Raw genomic sequence first — 19,685 nt, 5'->3', positions numbered from 1 at the left:
GTTGGTCGGCACGCCTCTACAGATCCTGCAACACCACCTGCGCCGCGTTGTGCCCCGGTGCACCGGTGACGCCACCGCCGGGGTGTGTGCCCGAACCGCACAGGTACAGCCCGGGCAGGGCGCCACGATAGCCGGCCTGGCCGACCATCGGCCGTGCCGAGAACAGCTGGTTGGCGCTCAGTGCGCCGTGGAAGATGTCGCCGCCGACCAGGCCGAAGGTGCGTTCCAGATCCAGCGGCGACAGCACCTGCCGACCGAGCACGCTGGCGGTGAAGCCGGGCGCATGCCGTTCGACGGTGGCGATCATCAGGTCGGCCACGGTCTCCCGGTGATCGTCCCAATGGCGGCCTTCAGGCAACACCGGCGCCACATGCTGGCAGAACAGGCTGGCCACGTGCTGCCCGGGCGGCGCCAGCGAATCGTCCAGCGTGCTCGGAATCAGCATTTCCACGATCGGTTCGCGCGCCCAACCGTCGCGGCGCGCATCCAGCCAGGCGCGGTCCATGTAATCCAGGCTGGGTGCCATGATGATGCCGGCGCTGAGGTGATCGCCGGGCCCGGGCAGGGCGCGGAACTCCGGCAGCCGCGACAGCGCCACGTTCATCCGGAACGTGCCGGAACCGCAGCGCCAGTTCGCCATGCGTTCGCGTGTCGCGTTGGGTACCTGTGCCGGTTCCAGCAATTGTTCGTACAGCAGTTTCGGATTGACGTTGGCAACCACCGTGCGTGCGCGCAGGATCTCGCCGTTGGCCAGTTCGACGCCCACCGCGCGGCCCTGTTCGATTCGCACGCGCTGCACGCCGGCCTCCACGCGCAGTTCCGCTCCGGCCTCGCGTGCCGAGGCTGCAATCGCCTGGCTGATCGCGCCCATGCCGCCGATCGCATGGCCCCACGCACCCTTCACGCCATTGCACTGGCCGAATACGTGGTGCAGCAGTACGTAGGCACTGCCCGGTGTATAGGGGCTTGCGTAGTTGCCGACGATGCCATCGAAGCCGAACAGCGCCTTGATCGGTTCGCTTTCGAACCAGCGATCCAGATACTCGGCTGCCGACAGCGTGAACAGGTCCAGCAGCTCCTGCCGCAGCGAGGCATCCAGCGTGGCCAGTTCACGACCAAGACGGCCCATCTGCCACAGCGCAGGCAACGCGCGCCAACCACCGGCAACGCCGGCATCCGGTGGCGCGCGCAGGGCCCACGCGCGCAGCACATCGGCGAAGATCTCCAGGCGCGCTTCGTATTCGGGTAGCCGCTGCGCATCCCGCTCGGAGAACTTCGCGACCTCTGCCTGGGTGCGGCCCGGTGCCGACAGCAGATAACGACCATCCTCCATCGGCAGGAAGTTGTTGACCGGGCGATTGATGATGCGCAGCCCATGCGCATGCAGTTGCAGGTCGTCGATCACCTTCGGCTGCAGCAGGGACACCGTGTACGACGCCACCGAGTTGCGGAAGCCGGGATGGAATTCCTCGGTGACTGCGGCACCGCCGAGAACGCCACGACGTTCCAGCACCAGCACCTTCTTTCCAGCGCGCGCCAGATAGGCCGCGCAGACCAGGCCGTTGTGGCCGCCACCAACGACGATCGCATCCCAGGACATCAACACCTCGCAAAAAGGGGACGGAGGGGATTAAGTCGCAATCTGCATCTGCACACGGGGCATGGGGAGAAACGACTTAATCCCCTCCGTCCCCTTTTTTGATTGCCGCTTCGATGGTGGCGATGTCGATCTTCTTCATCGGCATCATCGCGTTGAAGGCTCGCTTGGCCAATGCCTTGTCCTTGCTGGTCACGGCTTCGATCAACATGCGCGGGCTGATCTGCCAGGAGATGCCCCAGCGATCCTTGCACCAGCCGCATTGGCTTTCCTGTCCACCGTTGCCGACGATCGCATCCCACAGGCGGTCGGTCTCGGCCTGGTCCTCGGTCTGGATCTGGAAGGAAAACGCTTCGCTGTGCTTGAACGCGGTGCCGCCGTTGAGGCCGACGCAGGGAATGCCGCAGACCGTGAACTCGACCGTCAGCACGTTGCCTTCCTTGCCATCCGGAAAGTCGCCGGGGGCGTGATGCACGGCGATCACCGCGCTGTCGGGCAGGATGCTGGCGTAGAAGGTGGCGGCCTCGAGCGCGCCGTTGTCGTACCAGAGGCAGATCGTGTTCTTGTGTGCCATGTCGGGGCTCCGCGATGGACGAAGCCGCAGCGATAGCACGCGCGGTGTTAACCCGGGATCGTGCTGCACTCGCAAAAAAGGGCGCCCGAAGGCGCCCCCTGTACTACGGGTAGTGCGCGTGGCTCAGCGCCAGACCTTGATCTGGTCGGCTTCGCTGCGCTGCATCGGCTGGCCGGCCTTGCAGCTGAAGGTGGCACCGAATGCCGGCAGGTTGGCCAGCGTGCCGTTGCTGCGCCACAGGCCCGGCGCGCGGATGTCGGCGGTCAGGCGGCGCACGGCCTCGTTCGGCGACAGCTGCTGTGCCCACAACGCCGACCAGGCGCGGAAGAAGCCCTGCTGCTGTGCCGGCTTGGCCTTCGGCTCCTGCGCGGTATAGGCCGCCCAGGCCAGTTCCAGACCGGCGATGTCGGCCAGGTTCTCTTCCTGGGTGAGCGTGCCGTTGACCTTGGCACCCTTCACGCCCGGGAAATCGTAGGCGCTGTACTGCGCGGCCACGCGGTTGCCAAGCAGGGTCCAGGCGGTCTTGTCGGCCGGGGTCCACCAGCTGCGCAGTTCGCCCTTGGCGTCGACCAGTGCACCCTTGGCGTCGATCGCACGGGTCAGCTCATGGCCGACCAGGCCACCGAAGCTGCCGAACTTGTCGGCGGCGTCGGCCTTGGCATTGAACACCGGGCCCTGCAGGATCGCCGCGGTAACGATCAGGCGGTTCTGTGCCAGGTCGTAGGCCAGCGACGGCTGCTGCGGCAGCACGTCCCAGCGGCGGTCGGCGTTGCCCTTGCCGATGCGCTTCATTTCCTCGCGGTGGCGCCAGGTCGACGCGATCAGCATGTTGCCGCCGAACGAACCGCGGCCCATCGGCTGCACGCTGTAGTCGAGGTCGCGCAACGGGGTGCCGATCTCGATCTTCAGCGCAGCCAGCTTGGCCTGCGCTTCGGTCTTGGCTTCGGCGCTCATCCAGCTGTTGTTCTTGACCGCCTCGATCTGCACTTCGCGCAGCTTGTCGACGATCCACGCCGCCTGGCGACGGTCTTCGGCCGACAGGTAACGGGCCGCATATTCGCGGCCGACCATCGGGCCGGCGGCCACGTTGATCGCCTCCAGCACGTCTTCCCAGCGCTGCGGCGGCAGCGTTTCGCCACGCAGCACGCGGCCACGGAATTCAAACTCCGCGTCGCGGTAGGCCTTGGACAGGTACGGTGCCATCGAGTCGCCCACGCGCCAGCGCAGGTAGGCCTTCCACTGGTCCGGCTTGAGCTTGGTGACCATGCCATCGAGCTGCTTGAACAGGCCCGGGTCGGCCAGCGAGACCAGGTCGTCGTCCACGCCCTGTGCCTTCAGGAACGCGTCCAGCTGCAGGTTGCGGTAACGGCTGTTGAGCTCCTTGGTGGAGATCGGCGCGTAGTTGTTGAACGGGTTGTTGATGCCGGCCAGCGACTGCGCATTGCGCGCCAGCTCGGTCTCCAGCGCGATCACCGCCTGCGATTCGGCATCGAGCCTGGCCGCCGGGGTGCCGGTCAGCGCCAGGATCTGCTTGACGTAGTTGCGGTAGCGCCCCATCAGCGCCACGGTATCGGCGTCGGTGCGGGTATAGAACGCCGGGTCCGGCAGGCCCATGCCGCCCTGCATGAAGTAACCGATGTGGCGGTCCAGTGCCTTCAGGTCGACGTCCGGGCCGAAGTTGAAGGCCACCGGGATGCCCACCTGGTGCAGTGCGGCGATCGAGGCCGGCACATCCTTGGCCTTCTTGATGGCGTTGATGCGGGTCAGCAGCGGCGCGATCGGGTTGGAGCCGTCCGCTTCCACGGCGGCTTCGTCCAGGCCGCTGGCCCAGAAGTCGCCCAGCAGCTTCTGCACGTTGCCCTGCGGCGACTTCATCGCGGCGTCGAGCAGTTCACGCTGCTGCTGGCGGCTGCGCTCGACCAGCTGGCCGAGCGCGGTGGTGGCACCGGTCTGCGGCACCGGGTTGGCCTTCAGCCAGCCTGCGTTGGTGGCGTCGTAGAAGTCGCTGCACTGGGCGCTGACGGCCGGGGCGCGCGCGGCCTTCTTCTTGGCGGCGAACGCATCGTGGGTCGGGACCAGCGTCGCCAGGCTGATGCCCAGGGCGATGGCAAGCGGACGGAAATTGGGCATGTGGAACGAATCCGTGATGGATTGAGGGCGCGCGCACTATAGCAAGCCGTGCATGGGCGCGGCATGCACGCGTCACGGTGGCGCCGCTGGGCCGTGCGCCGACCAGGGTCGGCATCTACCAACGGCCTGGGCCATGCGTGGATGACGGGCGCTGTGAAAAACAAAGGCCCGGGATTCCCGGGCCTTTGCAGGTCTGCCGCAGCGTCAGCCGTGGCTTACCAGATCACCACCTGCTGCTCGCCGGTGCGGGCCATCGGCGAACCGGCCTTGCACTGGAACGCGGCAGCGAAGGTCGGCAGGTTCGACGGCGCACCCATGGCACGGAACTGCGCCGGGGCGTGCGGGTCGGTGGCCAGGCGGACCTTGGCGTTTTCCGGGGTGTACTTGGTGCGCCACACGGTGGCCCAGTTGAAGAAGAAGCGCTGGTCGCGGGTGAAGCCGTCGACCTTCGCATCTTCCTTGCCGGCGGTGGCCTTCTGCAGGGCGTCGTAGGCGGTGGCCAGGCCGCCCAGGTCGGCGATGTTCTCGCCCAGGGTCAGGTGGCCGTTCACTGCCTGGCCGTCGACCTTGTACTGGTCGAACTGCTTGACCAGCTTGCCGGTGAGGCCTTCGAAGTTCTTCTTGTCGGCCGGGGTCCACCAGTCTTCCATGTTGCCGGTCGGCCCGAAGCGTGCGCCCTGGTCGTCGTAACCGTGGGTCATCTCATGGCCGATCACCGCACCGATGCCGCCGTAGTTCAGCGCGTCGTCGGCCTTCGGATCGAAGAACGGCGGCTGCAGGATGGCGGCCGGGAACACGATCTCGTTCTGCAGCGGGTTGTAGTAGGCGTTGACGGTCTGCGGGGTCATGCCCCACTCGGTCTTGTCCACCGGCTTGCCGATCTTGGACAGGTTGAACTTGTAGTTGAACTCGTTGGCCGCGCGCACGTTGCCCAGGTAGCTGTCGCGCTGGGTCTGCAGGCCCGACCAGTCGCGCCACTTGTCCGGGTAACCGATCTTCGGGGTGAAGGTTTCCCACTTGGCGATGGCCTTGGCCTTGGTTTCCTCGCTCATCCAGCTCAGGCCCTGGATGCGGTCCTTCAGCGAGGCGGCCAGGTTCTTCACCAGTTCTTCCATCTTCGCCTTCGCTTCCGGCGAGAAGGCAACCTTCACGTACAGCTGGCCGAAGGCTTCACCGGCATCGTTTTCGATGGTGCCCAGCACACGCTTCCAGCGCGGCTTCTGCTCCTTCTGGCCGTTGAGGGTCTTGCCGTAGAACTCGTAGTTCTCCTGCACGAAGGCATCGGCCAGGTACGGCGAGGCGCTGTCCACGGTGTGGAAGCGCAGGTAGGCGCGCCACACCGACGGATCGGTGTCGGCCAGCGACTTGCTCACTTCCTCATGGAAGGCCGGCATGGCCAGCGAGAACTTCTCCGGCGCGGCCACGCCCTGCGACTTGAAGAACTCGGTCCAGCTGAAGTTCGGGGTCAGCTTGTCGGCGTCGGCCAGGGTGACCGGGTTGTAGTACAGCTCGACGTTGCGCGACAGCTCCACGCGCGACTTGGAGGCCTTGGCCAGGCGGGTTTCGAACTTGACCACGTCCTCGGCCTGCTTGGCTGCATCGGCCGCGGCCACGCCGGACAGCTCCAGCACCTTGGCGACATGCGCCTGATAGGCCTTCAGCTTGTCGGCGTTCTTGGCATCGGTGTAGTAGGTGGTATCCGGCAGGCCCAGGCCGCCCTGGCTGGCATAGGCCATGTTCACGCCGGAGTTCTTGAAGTCGGCTTCAGCGCCGAAGCCGAACAGGAGGTTGTCACCCTTGGCGGCGCTGGTGCGCAGGTAGTTGGCGATGGCCGCCTTGTCCTGCAGGCCGTCGATCGCAGCCAGGTCGGCCTTCAGCGGCTCGATGCCCTGGGCGTTGATCTTGGCTTCGTCCATGCCGGTGGCCCACAGGTCGCCGACGATCTTCTCGATGTGGTTCGGATTCTTGACCTGCGCAACCTGTTCGGCCAGCTGGTGCTGCACGGCCACCGAACGTTCGTCGAGGATGGTGAACGCGCCCCAGCTGGTGCGGTCGCCCGGGATTTCATTGGCGGCCAGCCACTTGCTGTTGACGTAGTCGCCGAAGGCGGTGCACGCGTCCTTGGTGGTGTCCAGGTCGCTCGGCTGGAAGGCGTTGTAGGCCGGCAGCTTGCTGTCGTCCAGCTTGTAGGTGGTGGCTTCGGCGGTGGCCGGGGCGGGGGTCGCGGCATCCTTGGCCGGGGTTTCGTTCTTGCCGCAGCCGGCCAGCACGGCCGACACGGCCAGGCTGAGCAGGACGATCTTGGGAGTGCGCGTCATCACTATTCTTGGCCTCCAGGCCGAGTGAGTCAGGGAGAAGCCGCAGGTACGGCCGTGGGCCGAACGATACGCCGCCGGCCTGGCCTGCAAGGGTGTCGAAGGTCATGTCCGGGCGCAAGGGCCAGAACGTGCAAGGGCGCCCCGTGGACGCCCTTGCAGGAAGCGGTGCGGCTTACAGGCCGCCGCCGCCGCAGCCCTTGCCCAGGTAGTCGTCGATCAGCCTGAGCTGGTCACCCATGATCGCGCGGGTCCAGGCGGGACCATGCGCGTAGTCGGCGATGGCGTGGAACTCGACCGGCTGCCCCGAACCCCTGGCCTTGTTCACGAACCACTCCGACTGCTCGATCGGCACCGTGCGGTCGCGGTCACCGTGGTAGACCATCAATGGAATCTTCATTTCACCGGCCTTGTCGACCGGGTTGAGGCCGGCCACGGTCGGCGCCTGGGCCTGGCGGAAGAACGGGTTGGTATAGAAGCGCGACCAGATCTTCTTGATGTCCGAAACGCCGGCACCGGCGATGGCGCACTTGTACAGGCCATTGGGACGCACCGAAGCCGCGAACGCCGAGTAGCCGCCATAGGAGAAGCCGAACATGGCGATGTGGCCGGGCTGGGCGATCTTCTGGTCGATCATCCACTGCGCGCCATCGTCCTTGTCGTCCTGCATCTTCTGGCCCCATTCGGCATCACCGGCCATCCACAGCTTGCGGCCCCAGTCGGCCGAGCCGCGGAACTGCGGGCGCAGGACCGCCATGCAGCGTGATGCCATCAGCGGTACCCACATCGAGCCGTCGAAGTCCATGCCATCGCGTGCCCACGGGCCGCCGTGCGGATGCACCACGGCTTTCCACGGGCCGGCACCGCACAGCTCGGTGCTGGGCGTGGTCAGGAATGCCGGAATGTCCAGCCCGTCGCGTGCCTTGTAGTAGACCAGCCGGGTGGTGCCCAGCGCGGCTGGCTGGATCTGCGGATAGGTCTTGGCCAGCAGGGTCAGCTTGCCGTCGTGCAGCAGGTGATACTCGGGCGGGTTGGAAGGGCCGGAGGTAGCCACCAGCACATTGGAAAGATCGGCGGTGTAGTCGACGATGCGGTAGCTCAGGCCTGTATCGTAGTTGGCGGTGTAGCGCTGGCCGTTCGCGGTATCGACCATCGCCAGCGGCTCCTGGCGGATGCCAAGCGCCTGGCGCAGCCCCTGGTCCAGGGCCTTCATGCGCGGAGAGGTCCACTGGATGTCGTCGCCGCGCGGACCGGCGTAGCCGATTCCCATGATCTCGCCGAAGGGTACCGCACCGCTCCGGTGGCGGTTGATCAGCATCGAGCCGGCGTTGAACAGTTTGTGCTCGAACAGCACTTCCTTCTGCTTGCGGGCCGTGATGTCGTACTCGTAGACGATTGATTTGTCGCGGCCGACATTGCTGAGTACGAACGCGATGTTCGGATCATCGGCAAAGCCGATCACCTGGTTGACGTCGCGGTTCTTCACGTAGGAGCGGAAATGCTCCTCCCAGGCACCGTTGGCAGGCGAGCGGAACTCGGTGGCGACGTAGGCGCCGGTACCGTCGACGTCCTGCCGCAGGCGTGCCCGCAGTTCACTGTCCAGGTCGGTGATATAGCCCGCCACGCGCTCTTCGGTCTTCTGGATGCGCTGGGAGGTGAAGTTGCGCAGGTCGACCTTGTAGACGTCACCGGAACTGCTGCCCGAACCGTTGACCACCAGGATGTGGTCGGGATCGTTGGGCAGGGTGTCGAGCACCGTGGCGTTGGCCAGTGCCTGCTCGAGCTCTTCATTGCGACTGGAGGCGCGCGGCGGCGTGATCGGCTCCTTCCACTGCTTGCCTTCGATGTCGGTGATGAAGAACTTGCTGACGAAGGTCTTGGTCACCCGGTCGGCGCGCAGGTCGTAGGGTTGCCACAGCACGACGGCCAGCTGTCCGTTCTTGATGAACGACACGCTCTGGAACTTCATGCGGTTGGCGCCGATCACCGTGGGTGGCTTGTCCAGTGCATCGGTCCGCCAAACCACGATCACGCGCTCCTCGCCATCGGCGCGAAGGCCGGCGATGTGTTTTCCGTCTGGTGACAACGACAGGCTGGAGATGGCCGGGAAGGCGGCCATCTGTTCGATGGTGGGCGCCACAGGCTTGGCGTGCAGCAACGGTGAAAGGCTGGCCAGGGCCGCCAGCAGCAGGGCTCGCTTCATTGCAACCTCGGAATGCGTTGGCACCGGCCTGCGGAGAATCCGGTGCCTGAAATGGAACCGCCGCCCCGAAGGGCGGCGGTTGCAGGGAGCAGGATCAGAACGAACGCGTGATGTTCAGGAAGTAGCTGCGACCGAAGTAGTCGAAGCCGCTGTACAGCAGCGCGTTGCCGACGGTGCTGTAGACACCCTGCGAGATGGTCGGCGGCTTGCGGTCGGCGAAGTTGCGCACGCCACCGGTGACCGACCACTTGTCCGCTTCATACTTCACCGAGATGGCCTGCAGGAAGTAGTTCGGGGTGTACAGCTTGTACGCCGAGGTGGCCGGATCGAAGTCACCCGGGTTGCGCTCCTCGTAGTACGCGTAGCTGTCCATCTTGTCGATCCAGTCCAGGCCGTAACGCACCTGCCAGTTCTTCCACTTGTAGCTCAGGTCCAGCGAGGCGGTGTTTTCCGGACGCGACAGCATGCCGTTGTAGTCCACCAGCGGATCGTCGGAGAAGACCTTGCTGGCCTGTTCCAGGTAGTGGGTGAACTGCAGCGTGGTGCGCAGGGTGCCCGGGCCGATTTCGCGGACATAGCGGGTGGTGAAGTCCAGGCCACGGACCTTGTCGGTGGACAGGTTGATGAAGCCGTTGGTCACCACCAGTTGGTTGTTGACCGGGTTGCGGGCCACCAGGCGGCACAGACCCGAACCGGAGGAGAAGTCGGCACTGCCGCTGTCGTAGCAGCGCGACAGGATGTTCGCGCCGCCCGCGCTGTCGACGCCGTTCTTCACTTCGATGTCGAAGTAGTCGGCGGCGAAGGACAGGTCACCGAAGCCGCTGCCGAATTCCGGCTGGATCACCACGCCCAGGGTCTTGGCCTTGGAGGTTTCGGCTTCCAGGCCGGCCTCGGCACCACCCTGGGTGACCACGGTCACGCCCTGGGTGGCCAGGTAGTCCGGTGCCAGGCCCAGCGATGCGCAGTTCTGGTAACGCGGCGAGCTCGGGTTGCGATCACCATACTCGTTGCAGGGGTCGGCACTGCTGCTCAGGAAGCCGGTGGTGCCGCCCAGGAACTGTTCGAACAGCGCCGGTGCGCGGTAGGAGGTGCCGTACGACGCACGGAACGACAGCCACTTCACCGGGGTCCACAGCGCGCCGATCTTGTAGGTCTCATCCGAGCCGTAGGACTTGTAGTCGGTGTAGCGGCCGGACAGGTTGACCGTCAGTTCCTCGGCAGCGGTGACGCCGGACAGCAGCGGCAGTTCCAGTTCGCCGTAGGCTTCGAACACCGAGTCCGAACCGCGGGTCGGAGTGGCGTTGGTCAGGTTGTACAGGTCGGCATTGATCGAGTACGGCGACGGGGTGTCGTCGATGCGTGCCTTGCGGTACTCGACGCCGAATGCACCACCGGCCGAACCGTACGGCATGTCGAACAGCGGGCCGTTGACGTTGAAGTTGACCGTCGTTTCCTTGTACAGCGTGTTGCCGGTGACCGGCACGAACACCCAGTCCTTCCAGTCCTGCGGCAGCTTGCCACCGATGGTGTTGGTGTTCAGCGCCGGCGCGGCGATGCAGCCGTTGGAACCGTCCCGGCAGACATAGCCACCGGCACCGTTGGAGACCACGTCCAGGCTCTGGCGCAGGCGGCTGGTCAGGAAGCTCTCGAAGGTGTAGTCGGCGTCGCTGCGCGAGTGCATGACGTTGAAGTCATAGTTCCACTCCGAGCTCAGGTGGCCACGCAGGCCGGCATTGAAGCGCAGGAAGTCGACGTTCTGCTTGTTGGTGTCGTTGCCGAAACCGATGAACGCACGCACGCCCAGGTTCTTGCCGCTGGTCTGGTCGGTCGGAGCACCGGCAACGCTGTCACGCAGGTTGGCCGGGATCAGCGGGCTGCCCACGGCATAGTCCAGGGTCAGCTGGCGATAGCCGGTCTGGGTCGACTTGCGCTTGTTGCCCAGGAACTCGTAGTACAGCTCGGCATCGCCCAGTGCGTTGAGGTCGAAGCCACCCTGCAGGTACAGGGTGTGGGTCTTGGTCGGCGAGATCAGCGACTGGTTGCGCATGGCCGGATCGAAGGTGTCGCGGGTGTTCAGGTCCACGCCTTCGTAGCCCACCAGGCCGGTGGTGATGGCCGCATTCGGGCGCCAGCGGTTGAAGCGGGTGCCGGCGCCGCCCGGGGCCGCAACACCGGTACGGGTGTTGGTGCCGATGGTGTTCAGCGTGGTGCCGCCGGCATCGAGCGACCAGCACTTCGGCTTGCCGGTCAGCGGGTCGATGAAGTCGCCGCTGCCCCAATAGTCGCCCGCGTCGATGTCGCGGTACATGTCGGTCGGGCAGCCACCGGCCCAGCTGCGGTCGGCCAGGGTCAGCTCGTTGCGGGTGTAGTACTCATAGGAGCCGGAGAAGTGCGAGCGCTCGCCGGTGGCACCGAACATGATGGAGTAACGGCGCTCTTCACCGCCGCCGCCATCGGTGGCGTTGTGCTGTGCTTCGAAGCTGACGCCATCGACCTTCTTCTTGGTGATGATGTTGATTACGCCGGCAACGGCGTCGGAGCCGTAGATCGAGGACGCACCGTCCTTCAGGATTTCGACGCGGTCGACGATCGAGTTCGGCAGCACGTTCAGGTCGGTCGAGCCCACCGAGCCGCGGGTACCGGCCGGCGACACGCGGCGGCCATTGAGCAGGATCAGGGTGCGGGTCGGGCCGAGGCCGCGCAGGCCCAGGGTGTTGGCGCCCGGGCCACCGTCGGTGACGTAGCCGCCATAGGCGTTGTTGATCTGCGCCGCACCGGCGGTGACCGCGGTGCTCTGCAGGGCCGCCGTGGTCGAGTTGAAGCCGGCCAGGGTGGTTTCTTCACGGGTGACGACCTGCACCGGCGAGACCGAGTTGAACACGTCGCGGCTGATGCGCGAGCCGGTGACGGTCACCGTATCCAGATTGGTGGCCTTGGACTTGGATGCCTCTTCGGTGGTCTGCGTCGAGCCCGAGGCGTCCTGTGCGATCGCCGGGGCGGCCGCAGCGAGCAGCACGGCGGAGGCGAGGGCGAAGCTCAGCGGATGCTTGCTGAGCGACTTGCGATTGATCATCTGAAATCCCCTTGAATCGAATGATTGCGTCGTACACCGGGACAGGTCCTTGTCGGCGTCTCCGTGTGCCCCTTGCCCGGGGTCGGCAGCGTGCTGCCACCCGGCGCTGGTACCGGCTTCACGTGCCGATGACCCGAGATTAACACGACATTAACCGAGCCTGTCAAACGTTCACGAGGGAGTCATGAAGCTGTGGGTGATGTGCGCACCTTGCAGTGACAGGAGCGCCCATTTCTCCTTCATCTCATTGATATGTATTGATTTGTTTCGGTTCATGTCAAACGTGTCTGAACCGTGAACGGGATGTGGCCGTGCTGTGCGACGGACAAAAAAAGGCCCCGCCGAAGCGGGGCCTGGTCCAGACACGCAGTCCGGAATACGACGGGATCAGAAGTCGTACTTGACCTGGGCCGAGATCTGACGGCCGTAGACGCTGTAGAAGCCGTCGTTGAACGGGGTCGATTCGTTGCCCGGGTAGTTGTAGCGCTGGCCTTCCGGCAGCTTGTTGAACACGTTGTTGACCATCAGCGACAGGGTCAGATCGTCCTGCGCCTGGTAGTTCAGGCTCATGTTGTAGGTGGTGTACGAGCCCCACTTGCCGGCCTTGGCGCCGGAGGAGTGGACGTAGTCATAGCTGCGGCCGGTGTAGGCCAGGTAGTTCGGGGTGCTGCCGACGTAGTTGGCGTACAGGGTGGTGGTGAACTTGGAGATGGCCCAGCCCACCGACACATCGCCGCGCACCTTGGCGAAGTTGTCGTAGTACCACATGTTGTACGGATCGCTCAGCAGATCCAGCTTCTGTGCGCCCGGCAGCGGCACCACTTCACGCTTCAGCATGTTGGTGTAGTTGCCCGAGAACATCAGCGAACCGAAGCGGCCCAGGTCCTGCTGGTACTTGGCGCCGACGGTCACCGCTTCCAGGTTCTGGCTGGCCACGTTGAGCTTCGGGGTGTACACGCGGGCCAGGTTGCCACCGGCGTCGCGGGACACCCAGTCGGTCACGTTCTGGCAGCTGGCCGAGGTGTTGTTCGGCAGGCCGTTGCGGCACTGGTACTCGGCCAGCAGCAGCTGGTCGGTGCTCAGGGTCTTGACCTCGTTCTTGATCTTCCAGTTGTAGTAGTCGACCGACAGCGAGAAGTTGCTCACCGGGGCCCACACCACGCCCGCGCTCCACACGTCGGCGGTGATCGGCTTCAGGTCCGGGTTGCCGGACTTTTCGCTGTACACCGAGGTGGTCTTGTAGAACGAGCAGGCTTCGTCACGCAGCGCGTAGCCCATCTGGCTGCAGCGGTAGTAGTCGTTCTGGCCGGAGGCGAACGAGCCGCTCATGCCCTGGAAGGCATCGGACAGGGTCGGCGCACGGAATGCGGTGCCGTACTTGCCGCGCAGCAGCAGGCTCTCAACCGGGCGGTATTCCAGGCCGATGCTGTAGGTGGCCTTGTCAACGGTCTTGTCGGCGATCTTGAAGGCGTCGTAGCGGCCCGAGGCGCTGATGGTCAGCGACTCGAACACCGGCATGCGCAGTTCGCTGGTCACCGCGTAGTTGCTGCGGTGGCCGGCACCGGCCACGGCGGTGGCACCCCAGGCGTTACCATCGACGAAGGCCTGGTCGGGCGAGTAATCCCAACCTTCGCTGCCACCTTCCAGCACCACGGCCAGGCCGGCGTCGCCGCCCGGCAGGGAGAACAGCGACCCGTTGGTCACCTGCACGCGACCCAGGTTCTGCCAGGTCTTGCTGCGGTGGGTGCCATAGCCGGTGAAGCTGGCGAACTGGTCCGGGGTGATCGGCGAGTAGAACGCGGCGTAGTCCGGGTTGTAGATGGCGAAGCCATCAGCGGTGGTACCCAGGCGCGGGCCCAGCACGGTGTCGCCGAAGAAGCCTTCGATCTTGTCCTTCCAGCGCGCGAAGCGGTTCTGGTCCAGGCGGTATTCGCCGCGGGTGAAGCTGGCGCTGTAGTCCCAGTCGCCGACCATGCCCTTGCCACCCAAGGTGACCTGGTAGGAACGGCTCTCATCGGAGTTCAGGATGTTGTTGTAGTGGCCCGGGCCGATTTCTTCCGGTGCGAAGGCGCGCTGCAGGTTCACGACCTTGCCCAGGCCCTGGTCGTAGAAACCGCCCATCACCGACTTGGTGCCCCACCACAGGGCGCTGGAGCCGGAGGTGAACTCGGTCTTTTCCTTGCTGTACAGCACATCGGCGAACAGCTGGAAGTTGTCGTTCACGTCGAAGGTCATCGACGAGTAGAACTGGCCGCTGTTCTTGCCGTTCTTCAGGGTCTTGTAGCCGGCGCTGTACACCGAGCCGCACGATTCGCCCGATGCACGCTTGCCGACGGTGGTGGTGCCGTCGTACAGGCCTGCGACGTTGGCGCAGCGGGTCGGGTCCATCATGTACAGCTTGTTGTCGGCGTTGCCGATGACGGCAAAGTCGTTCGACGGCAGCTGTGCGGTGTAGCCGACCGGGTTGTTCTGCTTGGTGATGTCACGCTGGTAGCCCCAGATCGGGCTGCCGTTTTCGATCTGCACGTTGACCAGCGCGTGGAAGCGGTCGTCGAATGCATTGAAGCCCTTGGCGGCGCTGAAGCGGATGTTGCTGCCACCACCTTCGGTGTAGGTGCCGCCACGGATCGACATCGTGCCGCCGTCCATGCGTTCCTTCAGGATGATGTTGACCACGCCGGCGATCGCGTCCGAGCCGTACAGCGACGACTGGCCGCCCGGCAGGACCTCGATGCGCTCGACGATGTCGATCGGAATGCCGCTGATGTTGTTGAACGACTCGCTGCCGTTGTACAGCGCCGGATACGAGAGCATCGGGCGGCCGTTGATCAGGTACTTGGTGTAGCCCGGGTTCAGGCCGAACATGCCGGCGGCTTCGGCGCCCTGGGTGAACGCACCCGAGGTCTGTCCACCCTGCAGGCCGCCGGTGGTCAGCGACGACTGCTGCAGCACTTCAGCAACGCTGCTGAAGCCGCGGGTCTGGATGTCTTCGGCGGTGATGGACATCACCGGGGTCTGGGTTTCGACCTGGGTCTGCGGGATCAGCGAACCGGTGACGGTGATCTTGTCCAGGTTGGTCGCCTTGTCCTGGGCCATTGCCGGGGCGGCGGCCATCAGAGCGGACATCAGGGCGACGGCGAGCGTGTTGCGACGTGCGGTATTGCTGACGTGTTTCATGTAATTCCATTGGAGAGCAAAAACAAAAACGGCACTGCGCATGCGCCATCGCGCGGGCTGGAATATCCGGCTCCGCAGCTCAAAACAGTGCTCATCGAACGTAACATGAACTTAACAATCTGTGCACGAATCTGTCGCATTCCTGAATTTCAGTCAGCTTGCATCCAGCTTGTATGATGTCGGGTTATCCCCCTGACCCCGCCGGTGCCCGTTGTGAACAGTTCTCCCCGCCGTCCCCATGTCAGCCAGGTCCAGAAGGGACTTACGCCGCATGCCCGCATCCGCAACGTGATCGCGGTCGGTTCGGGCAAGGGCGGCGTCGGCAAGTCCACCACCTCGGTGAACCTGGCCGTGGCGCTGCAGCAGCTCGGTGCGCGCGTGGGCGTGCTCGATGCGGACATCTACGGGCCGAGCGTGCCGGCCATGCTGGGCCTGTCCGGTCGCCCGGAAAGCCCGGACAACAAGAGCATCGAGCCGTTGCGTGCCTTTGGCGTGGACACCATGTCGATCGGCTACCTGATCGAAGAGGACACGCCGATGATCTGGCGGGGCCCGATGGCCACCTCGGCGATGACCCAGCTGTTCAACGACACCCTGTGGGACGACCTGGATTTCCTGCTGATCGACCTGCCGCCGGGCACCGGTGACATCCAGCTGACCCTGACCCAGAAGATTCCGCTGGCCGGTGCGGTGATCGTCACCACGCCGCAGGACATCGCCACGCTGGACGCGAAGAAAGCGCTGAAGATGTTCGAGAAGGTCGAGGTGCCGGTGCTGGGCATCGTCGAGAACATGGCGGTGCACACCTGCAGCAGTTGCGGGCACATCGAGCACCTGTTCGGCGAGGGCGGCGGCGAGCGCATGGCCGCGCAGTACGGCGTGCCGCTGCTGGGCTCTCTGCCCCTGCAGATCGGCATCCGTGAACAGGGCGATGCAGGCACCCCGATCACCGTCGCCCAGCCGGATTCGGCGCCGGCCCAGGCCTACCGCCATGCCGCACAGCGCCTGATCGAGGAAGTGGGCAAGCGCCCGCGGGCTTCGATCCCGATCCTGTCGTCGCTGCTGTAAGGGCCGGGGCAGGGGCCGCCGGCCGAGGCCGGGCCCCTGCTAGAATCCTCGCGCCCCCTCGTACCCCAGGACAAAGCATGAGCATCAAGAGTGACCGTTGGATCCGCCGCATGTCCGAGCAGCACGGCATGATCGAGCCGTTCGAGGCCGGGCAGGTGAAGCAGGCCAACGGCCAGCGCATCGTCAGCTATGGCACGTCCAGCTATGGCTACGACGTGCGCTGCTCGCGCGAGTTCAAGGTGTTCACCAACATCAACTCGACGATCGTCGATCCCAAGCACTTCGACTCGGGCAGCTTCGTCGACATCACCGCCGACGAATGCATCATCCCGCCGAACAGCTTCGCGCTGGCGCGTACCGTCGAGTACTTCCGCATCCCGCGCGATACCCTGGTGGTGTGCCTGGGCAAGAGCACCTACGCGCGCTGCGGCATCATCGTCAACGTGACGCCGCTGGAGCCGGAATGGGAAGGCCACGTCACCCTGGAATTCAGCAACACCACGCCGCTGCCGGCGCGCATCTACGCCAACGAAGGCGTGGCACAGATGCTGTTCTTCCAGGCGGCCGCCGATGACGTCTGCGAGACGTCCTACCGCGACCGTGGCGGCAAGTACCAAGGCCAGACCGGCGTGACCCTGCCGCGGACCTGACGATTGCAGGCGATTTGTAGAGCCGAGCCATGCTCGGCTGCCCTGCATTGAAGCCGAGCATGGCTCGGCTCTACATGAGGGAAGGCGGCGCAATGCGCCGCCTTCCTTATTTGCCGCGACCGAACAGCATCGCGATGCCGACACCAACCAGGGCCACCGGCCACCAGGTCAACAGCAGCTTGGACAGGTTCAGGTGCGTCCAGCCGAGATTGCTGGCGAGCATGAACAGGCCGATCAGGATCAGCAGGACGGCGGCAACGAGGTTGAATCGCATCGGGTCGGCGAAGGCTCAGGACTGGGCCGGATATCCTAGCCGTTCCTTCCAGTAGGCGACATGCTGGTCCAGCGCCGCCGGCTCGTAGCGGTGCGCCGGGCCACTGCCCCAGACCGGGCCCGGCCAGGCCGGATCACCGTCATGGCGGCCGATGACATGGAAGTGCAGCTGGCGCACGATGTTGCCCAGCGCCCCGATGTTGATCTTCTCCACCCCGTCTGCGCCCTTCAGGGCCTTGCAGGCGCGGTTGAGCTCGGTGCGCAGCTTGTCCTGCTGCTCGCCGTCCAGCTCGATCCACTCGGTCACCCCGGCCAGGCGCGGTACCAGCACCAGCCAGGGGAATCGTTCGTCGTTCATCAGCCGCACTTGCGACAACGGTCCTTCCGCCACCAGCACGCTATCGGTGGCCAGGCGTGAATCGAGTTCGAATTCGCTCATCCAAGATGCTCCGAGAAGAAGTCCAGGGTGCGTTGCAGCGCCAGGGCGGCGCTGTCTGGATCATACGCATGTCCGACCTCCCGGTTGAAGGCGTGATCGGCCGGATAGACGTAGGTGGCCATCTGCGGCAGCTTCTCGCGGTGGGCCTGGACCGCTTCCGGCGGGATGCTGCGGTCCTGGGCGCCGAAGTGGAAGATCACCGGGGCCTTGGGCGCCTCGTCGAGGAACTGCACGTTGCGCGCACCGTAGTAGCTGACCGACGGCAACGCCAGGCGCAGTGCGGACAGCATCGCCACCGTGCCGCCCCAGCAGTAGCCGACGGTGCCGACCTTGCCGTAGGGCGCCAGCCGGGTGGCCGCCGCGCGCACGACCTCCAGCGCCCGTTCCATGCCCAGCGCGCCGACCCGTTCCAGGCCCTGCTTCACGCCCTCGGCGTCGTAGGGCAGCGCATCCGGGTCGGCGTCGGGGCCGTCGACCAGGTCGAAGAACGAGGGCGCCAGCACCGCATAGCCTTCGGCTGCGAAGCGCTCGGCCACGCTGCGGATGTGCGGATTGGCGCCGAAGATTTCCTGCACCACCACCAGGCCGCCGCGCGCGGTGCCGTCCGGCAGGGCCTGCCAGGCCCGTACCGGGCCGTGATGCGTATCCAGGGTGATCCACTCGGCCATCGTCATCTTCCTCGTTGCTGGGAACAGAGCTGCATTGTCGGCGCTGCGCCGGTTAGCGCGGCGTCAGCGGCTGTGCCGGATCGGGCGGCTGCGGGTTTGCGGCAGTGCGTTCCCAAGGCGGTGCAGAGGGCTGTTTCTGCATTGACCGGTGCACACCCACAGCCTAAGCTTTCAGCCACGATGACATACAAGCCTCCGGCGCGAGCCGGGGGCTTTTTTGTTGTCCGCGTGTTGCGGATCGCAACGCGCAACCGGTGGCTGTGACGGGCCAGCCACGATGACCCACTGCAGGCAGCCCCGAGCCTGATCACCCCGAACCCCAGCCGCCGCAAGGCGGCTTTTTCATTTCCAGGAGATTCAACACCATGTCCATCAATCAAGCCATTTCCGCCCAGGACTCCGCGCTGTACGTGAAGGCCGGTACCGCCCCGACCGCGCCGAACAATCCGGCCGGCTATACCGAAATCGACGGCCTGACCGCCTTCCCGTTCGGCCGCGGCCAGGCCAACACACTTGATGCCACCAACCTGCGTTCCAAGCAGATGGAGAACATCGCGGGTCTGTCCGGCGGCCAGGCCGTGCAGGTGTCCGGCCACCGCTGGCCGGTCGGCAGCTCGGCAGGCCAGGAGATCCTGCGCGACGCCGATCCGGATGCCGACCTGCACTTCCTGATGGTGCTGCCCACCGGCGATGCCGCTACCTTCGTCGCCAAGGTCGCCGCCTTCAACGTGGCCCCGGGCACCAACCAGGTGCTGACGTTCACTGCGGACCTGCTGCCGCGTGAGTTCGCGCTGGTAACCGTGGCCGCTGGCGGCACCCCGTGATGCTGCTGGGCAAGCAGCAGATCCTGGACGCGCAGGATCGCCGGCACGAGGACGTCGCCGTACCCGAATGGGGCGGCAGCGTGCGCGTGGCGATGATGTCGGCGCGTGACCGTGATCGCTGGGAGCAGGAGACCTATGGCGGTGACACGCCCAAGGTGGATGACTTCCGCGCGCGATTCGTCGGCCTGTGCCTGGTCGATGAAATGGGCGAGCGCCTGTTCTCCGACCACGAGGTGGCCCAGCTGGGCACGAAATCGGCCGCGGCGCTGGATCGCGTGTTCCGTGTCGCGCAGACGCTCAATGCGCTCGGCGATGCGGCCGTGGGAGAGCTGGAAAAAAACTGATCCGCCGGCCTGAGCGCCGGCTTCAGTTCCGGATCGCGTGGAGGCTGGGCCTCCCGCATCCGGACCACCTGCTGGCGGGAGTGACCTCCCGCCAGCTCTCGGAGATGTATGCGTTCGCACGCCTGGAGCCGTTGGACCAGCCCCTGCAGGGGATGCTCGCCCAGCTGACCAGTGTGCTGGCGCAGGTGCACGGCAATACGACCACTGCCGACGACTTCCTGCTGGTGCGACCGCGTGCGTCGCCGGAGAGGGCGGCAAAGGAGCGCTCGCAGCAGCTGCTGGAACTGTTCGGCAGCGCATCGCGGCGCAACGCTGCGGCGTGATTCCGGGCGGGGCAGGGCATTGCTTCT

15 protein-coding genes are annotated in these 19,685 nt (G+C 65.4%); 5 read left to right on the top strand and 10 right to left on the bottom strand.

Annotated elements, in window-relative coordinates; genetic code table 11:
• Positions 1-16: 16 nt before the first annotated feature.
• From ACT6SE_RS14940 to ACT6SE_RS14910, 7 genes are all read right to left on the bottom strand, one after another.
• The gene (locus ACT6SE_RS14940) at positions 17-1,600 is read right to left on the bottom strand and encodes a phytoene desaturase family protein (RefSeq protein ID WP_014647918.1); all 1,584 of its coding nucleotides are present in this window, start codon (positions 1,598-1,600) and stop codon (positions 17-19) included.
• Between the two features lie 76 nt (positions 1,601-1,676).
• Positions 1,677-2,171, bottom strand: coding sequence for a VOC family protein (locus ACT6SE_RS14935; protein ID WP_014647917.1), 495 nt, complete (start codon positions 2,169-2,171; stop codon positions 1,677-1,679).
• Between the two features lie 123 nt (positions 2,172-2,294).
• Positions 2,295-4,301, bottom strand: a complete 2,007-nt coding sequence (locus ACT6SE_RS14930) for a M13 family metallopeptidase (protein ID WP_032957468.1) — start codon at positions 4,299-4,301, stop codon at positions 2,295-2,297.
• A 215-nt stretch (positions 4,302-4,516) separates the two neighbouring features.
• Entirely contained in the window at positions 4,517-6,619 is a 2,103-nt protein-coding gene (locus ACT6SE_RS14925; RefSeq protein WP_032957470.1) for a M13 family metallopeptidase, read from the bottom strand.
• 172 nt (positions 6,620-6,791) lie between these two features.
• On the bottom strand, positions 6,792-8,819 hold the full coding sequence (locus tag ACT6SE_RS14920) for an alpha/beta hydrolase family protein (protein WP_014647914.1): 2,028 nt from the start codon (positions 8,817-8,819) through the stop codon (positions 6,792-6,794).
• A gap of 94 nt (positions 8,820-8,913) precedes the next feature.
• Positions 8,914-11,892 carry a TonB-dependent receptor plug domain-containing protein gene (locus tag ACT6SE_RS14915; protein WP_014647913.1) on the bottom strand — a complete coding sequence of 993 codons (2,979 nt, stop codon included), beginning with the start codon at positions 11,890-11,892 and terminating at the stop codon, positions 8,914-8,916.
• 387 nt (positions 11,893-12,279) lie between these two features.
• The gene (locus ACT6SE_RS14910; protein ID WP_046431852.1) at positions 12,280-15,069 is read right to left on the bottom strand and encodes a TonB-dependent receptor plug domain-containing protein; all 2,790 of its coding nucleotides are present in this window, start codon (positions 15,067-15,069) and stop codon (positions 12,280-12,282) included.
• Positions 15,070-15,282: 213 nt separating this feature from the next.
• Here ACT6SE_RS14910 and apbC point away from each other — a divergent pair, with 213 nt between their 5' ends.
• Together apbC and dcd are read left to right on the top strand one after the other, a co-directional pair.
• Positions 15,283-16,137: an iron-sulfur cluster carrier protein ApbC gene (gene apbC, locus ACT6SE_RS14905; protein ID WP_042359268.1), complete on the top strand. Its 855-nt coding sequence runs from the start codon at positions 15,283-15,285 to the stop codon at positions 16,135-16,137.
• 77 nt (positions 16,138-16,214) lie between these two features.
• Positions 16,215-16,787, top strand: a complete 573-nt coding sequence (gene dcd / locus ACT6SE_RS14900; protein ID WP_014037995.1) for a dCTP deaminase — start codon at positions 16,215-16,217, stop codon at positions 16,785-16,787.
• A gap of 106 nt (positions 16,788-16,893) precedes the next feature.
• Here the strand turns inward: dcd and ACT6SE_RS14895 are convergent, their stop codons facing one another.
• Genes ACT6SE_RS14895 through ACT6SE_RS14885 form a run of 3 tightly spaced genes read right to left on the bottom strand, consistent with a single transcriptional unit; the run spans position 16,894 to position 18,167 of the window.
• Positions 16,894-17,061, bottom strand: coding sequence for a LiaI-LiaF-like domain-containing protein (locus ACT6SE_RS14895; protein ID WP_005418011.1), 168 nt, complete (start codon positions 17,059-17,061; stop codon positions 16,894-16,896).
• 15 nt (positions 17,062-17,076) lie between these two features.
• Positions 17,077-17,499, bottom strand: coding sequence for an HIT domain-containing protein (locus ACT6SE_RS14890; protein WP_014647910.1), 423 nt, complete (start codon positions 17,497-17,499; stop codon positions 17,077-17,079).
• Positions 17,496-18,167, bottom strand: a complete 672-nt coding sequence (locus ACT6SE_RS14885; protein ID WP_046431849.1) for a dienelactone hydrolase family protein — start codon at positions 18,165-18,167, stop codon at positions 17,496-17,498. The genes ACT6SE_RS14890 and ACT6SE_RS14885 overlap by 4 nt, the downstream gene beginning before the upstream one ends.
• A 365-nt stretch (positions 18,168-18,532) precedes the next feature.
• On the opposite strand from ACT6SE_RS14885, the gene ACT6SE_RS14880 reads away from it, so the two are divergent.
• From ACT6SE_RS14880 to ACT6SE_RS14870, 3 genes are all read left to right on the top strand, one after another.
• Positions 18,533-18,991 carry a hypothetical protein gene (locus ACT6SE_RS14880; RefSeq protein ID WP_014037992.1) on the top strand — a complete coding sequence of 153 codons (459 nt, stop codon included), beginning with the start codon at positions 18,533-18,535 and terminating at the stop codon, positions 18,989-18,991.
• A complete protein-coding gene (locus ACT6SE_RS14875; RefSeq protein WP_014647908.1) occupies positions 18,991-19,335 on the top strand; it encodes a hypothetical protein in 345 nt (114 codons plus the stop codon). The genes ACT6SE_RS14880 and ACT6SE_RS14875 overlap by 1 nt, the downstream gene beginning before the upstream one ends.
• 80 nt (positions 19,336-19,415) lie before the next feature.
• The gene (locus ACT6SE_RS14870; protein WP_227864145.1) at positions 19,416-19,658 is read left to right on the top strand and encodes a phage tail assembly protein T; all 243 of its coding nucleotides are present in this window, start codon (positions 19,416-19,418) and stop codon (positions 19,656-19,658) included.
• Positions 19,659-19,685 lie beyond the last annotated feature (27 nt).

The sequence above is a fragment of the Stenotrophomonas sp. LC732 genome (genome assembly GCF_052446685.1).
GTDB classification, from domain to species: Bacteria; Pseudomonadota; Gammaproteobacteria; order Xanthomonadales; family Xanthomonadaceae; genus Stenotrophomonas; species Stenotrophomonas muris.
This window is presented reverse-complemented; position numbering and strand designations above follow the sequence as displayed.

Coding starts and splice junctions, on each gene's coding strand:
- ACT6SE_RS14940 (WP_014647918.1), bottom strand. CDS start 1,600: ATGTCCTGGGATGCGATCGTCGTTGGTGGCGGCCACAACGGCCTGGTC.
- ACT6SE_RS14935 (WP_014647917.1), bottom strand. CDS start 2,171: ATGGCACACAAGAACACGATCTGCCTCTGGTACGACAACGGCGCGCTC.
- ACT6SE_RS14930 (WP_032957468.1), bottom strand. CDS start 4,301: ATGCCCAATTTCCGTCCGCTTGCCATCGCCCTGGGCATCAGCCTGGCG.
- ACT6SE_RS14925 (WP_032957470.1), bottom strand. CDS start 6,619: ATGACGCGCACTCCCAAGATCGTCCTGCTCAGCCTGGCCGTGTCGGCC.
- ACT6SE_RS14920 (WP_014647914.1), bottom strand. CDS start 8,819: ATGAAGCGAGCCCTGCTGCTGGCGGCCCTGGCCAGCCTTTCACCGTTG.
- ACT6SE_RS14915 (WP_014647913.1), bottom strand. CDS start 11,892: ATGATCAATCGCAAGTCGCTCAGCAAGCATCCGCTGAGCTTCGCCCTC.
- ACT6SE_RS14910 (WP_046431852.1), bottom strand. CDS start 15,069: ATGAAACACGTCAGCAATACCGCACGTCGCAACACGCTCGCCGTCGCC.
- dcd (WP_014037995.1), top strand. CDS start 16,215: ATGAGCATCAAGAGTGACCGTTGGATCCGCCGCATGTCCGAGCAGCAC.
- ACT6SE_RS14895 (WP_005418011.1), bottom strand. CDS start 17,061: ATGCGATTCAACCTCGTTGCCGCCGTCCTGCTGATCCTGATCGGCCTG.
- ACT6SE_RS14890 (WP_014647910.1), bottom strand. CDS start 17,499: ATGAGCGAATTCGAACTCGATTCACGCCTGGCCACCGATAGCGTGCTG.
- ACT6SE_RS14885 (WP_046431849.1), bottom strand. CDS start 18,167: ATGGCCGAGTGGATCACCCTGGATACGCATCACGGCCCGGTACGGGCC.
- ACT6SE_RS14880 (WP_014037992.1), top strand. CDS start 18,533: ATGTCCATCAATCAAGCCATTTCCGCCCAGGACTCCGCGCTGTACGTG.
- ACT6SE_RS14875 (WP_014647908.1), top strand. CDS start 18,991: ATGCTGCTGGGCAAGCAGCAGATCCTGGACGCGCAGGATCGCCGGCAC.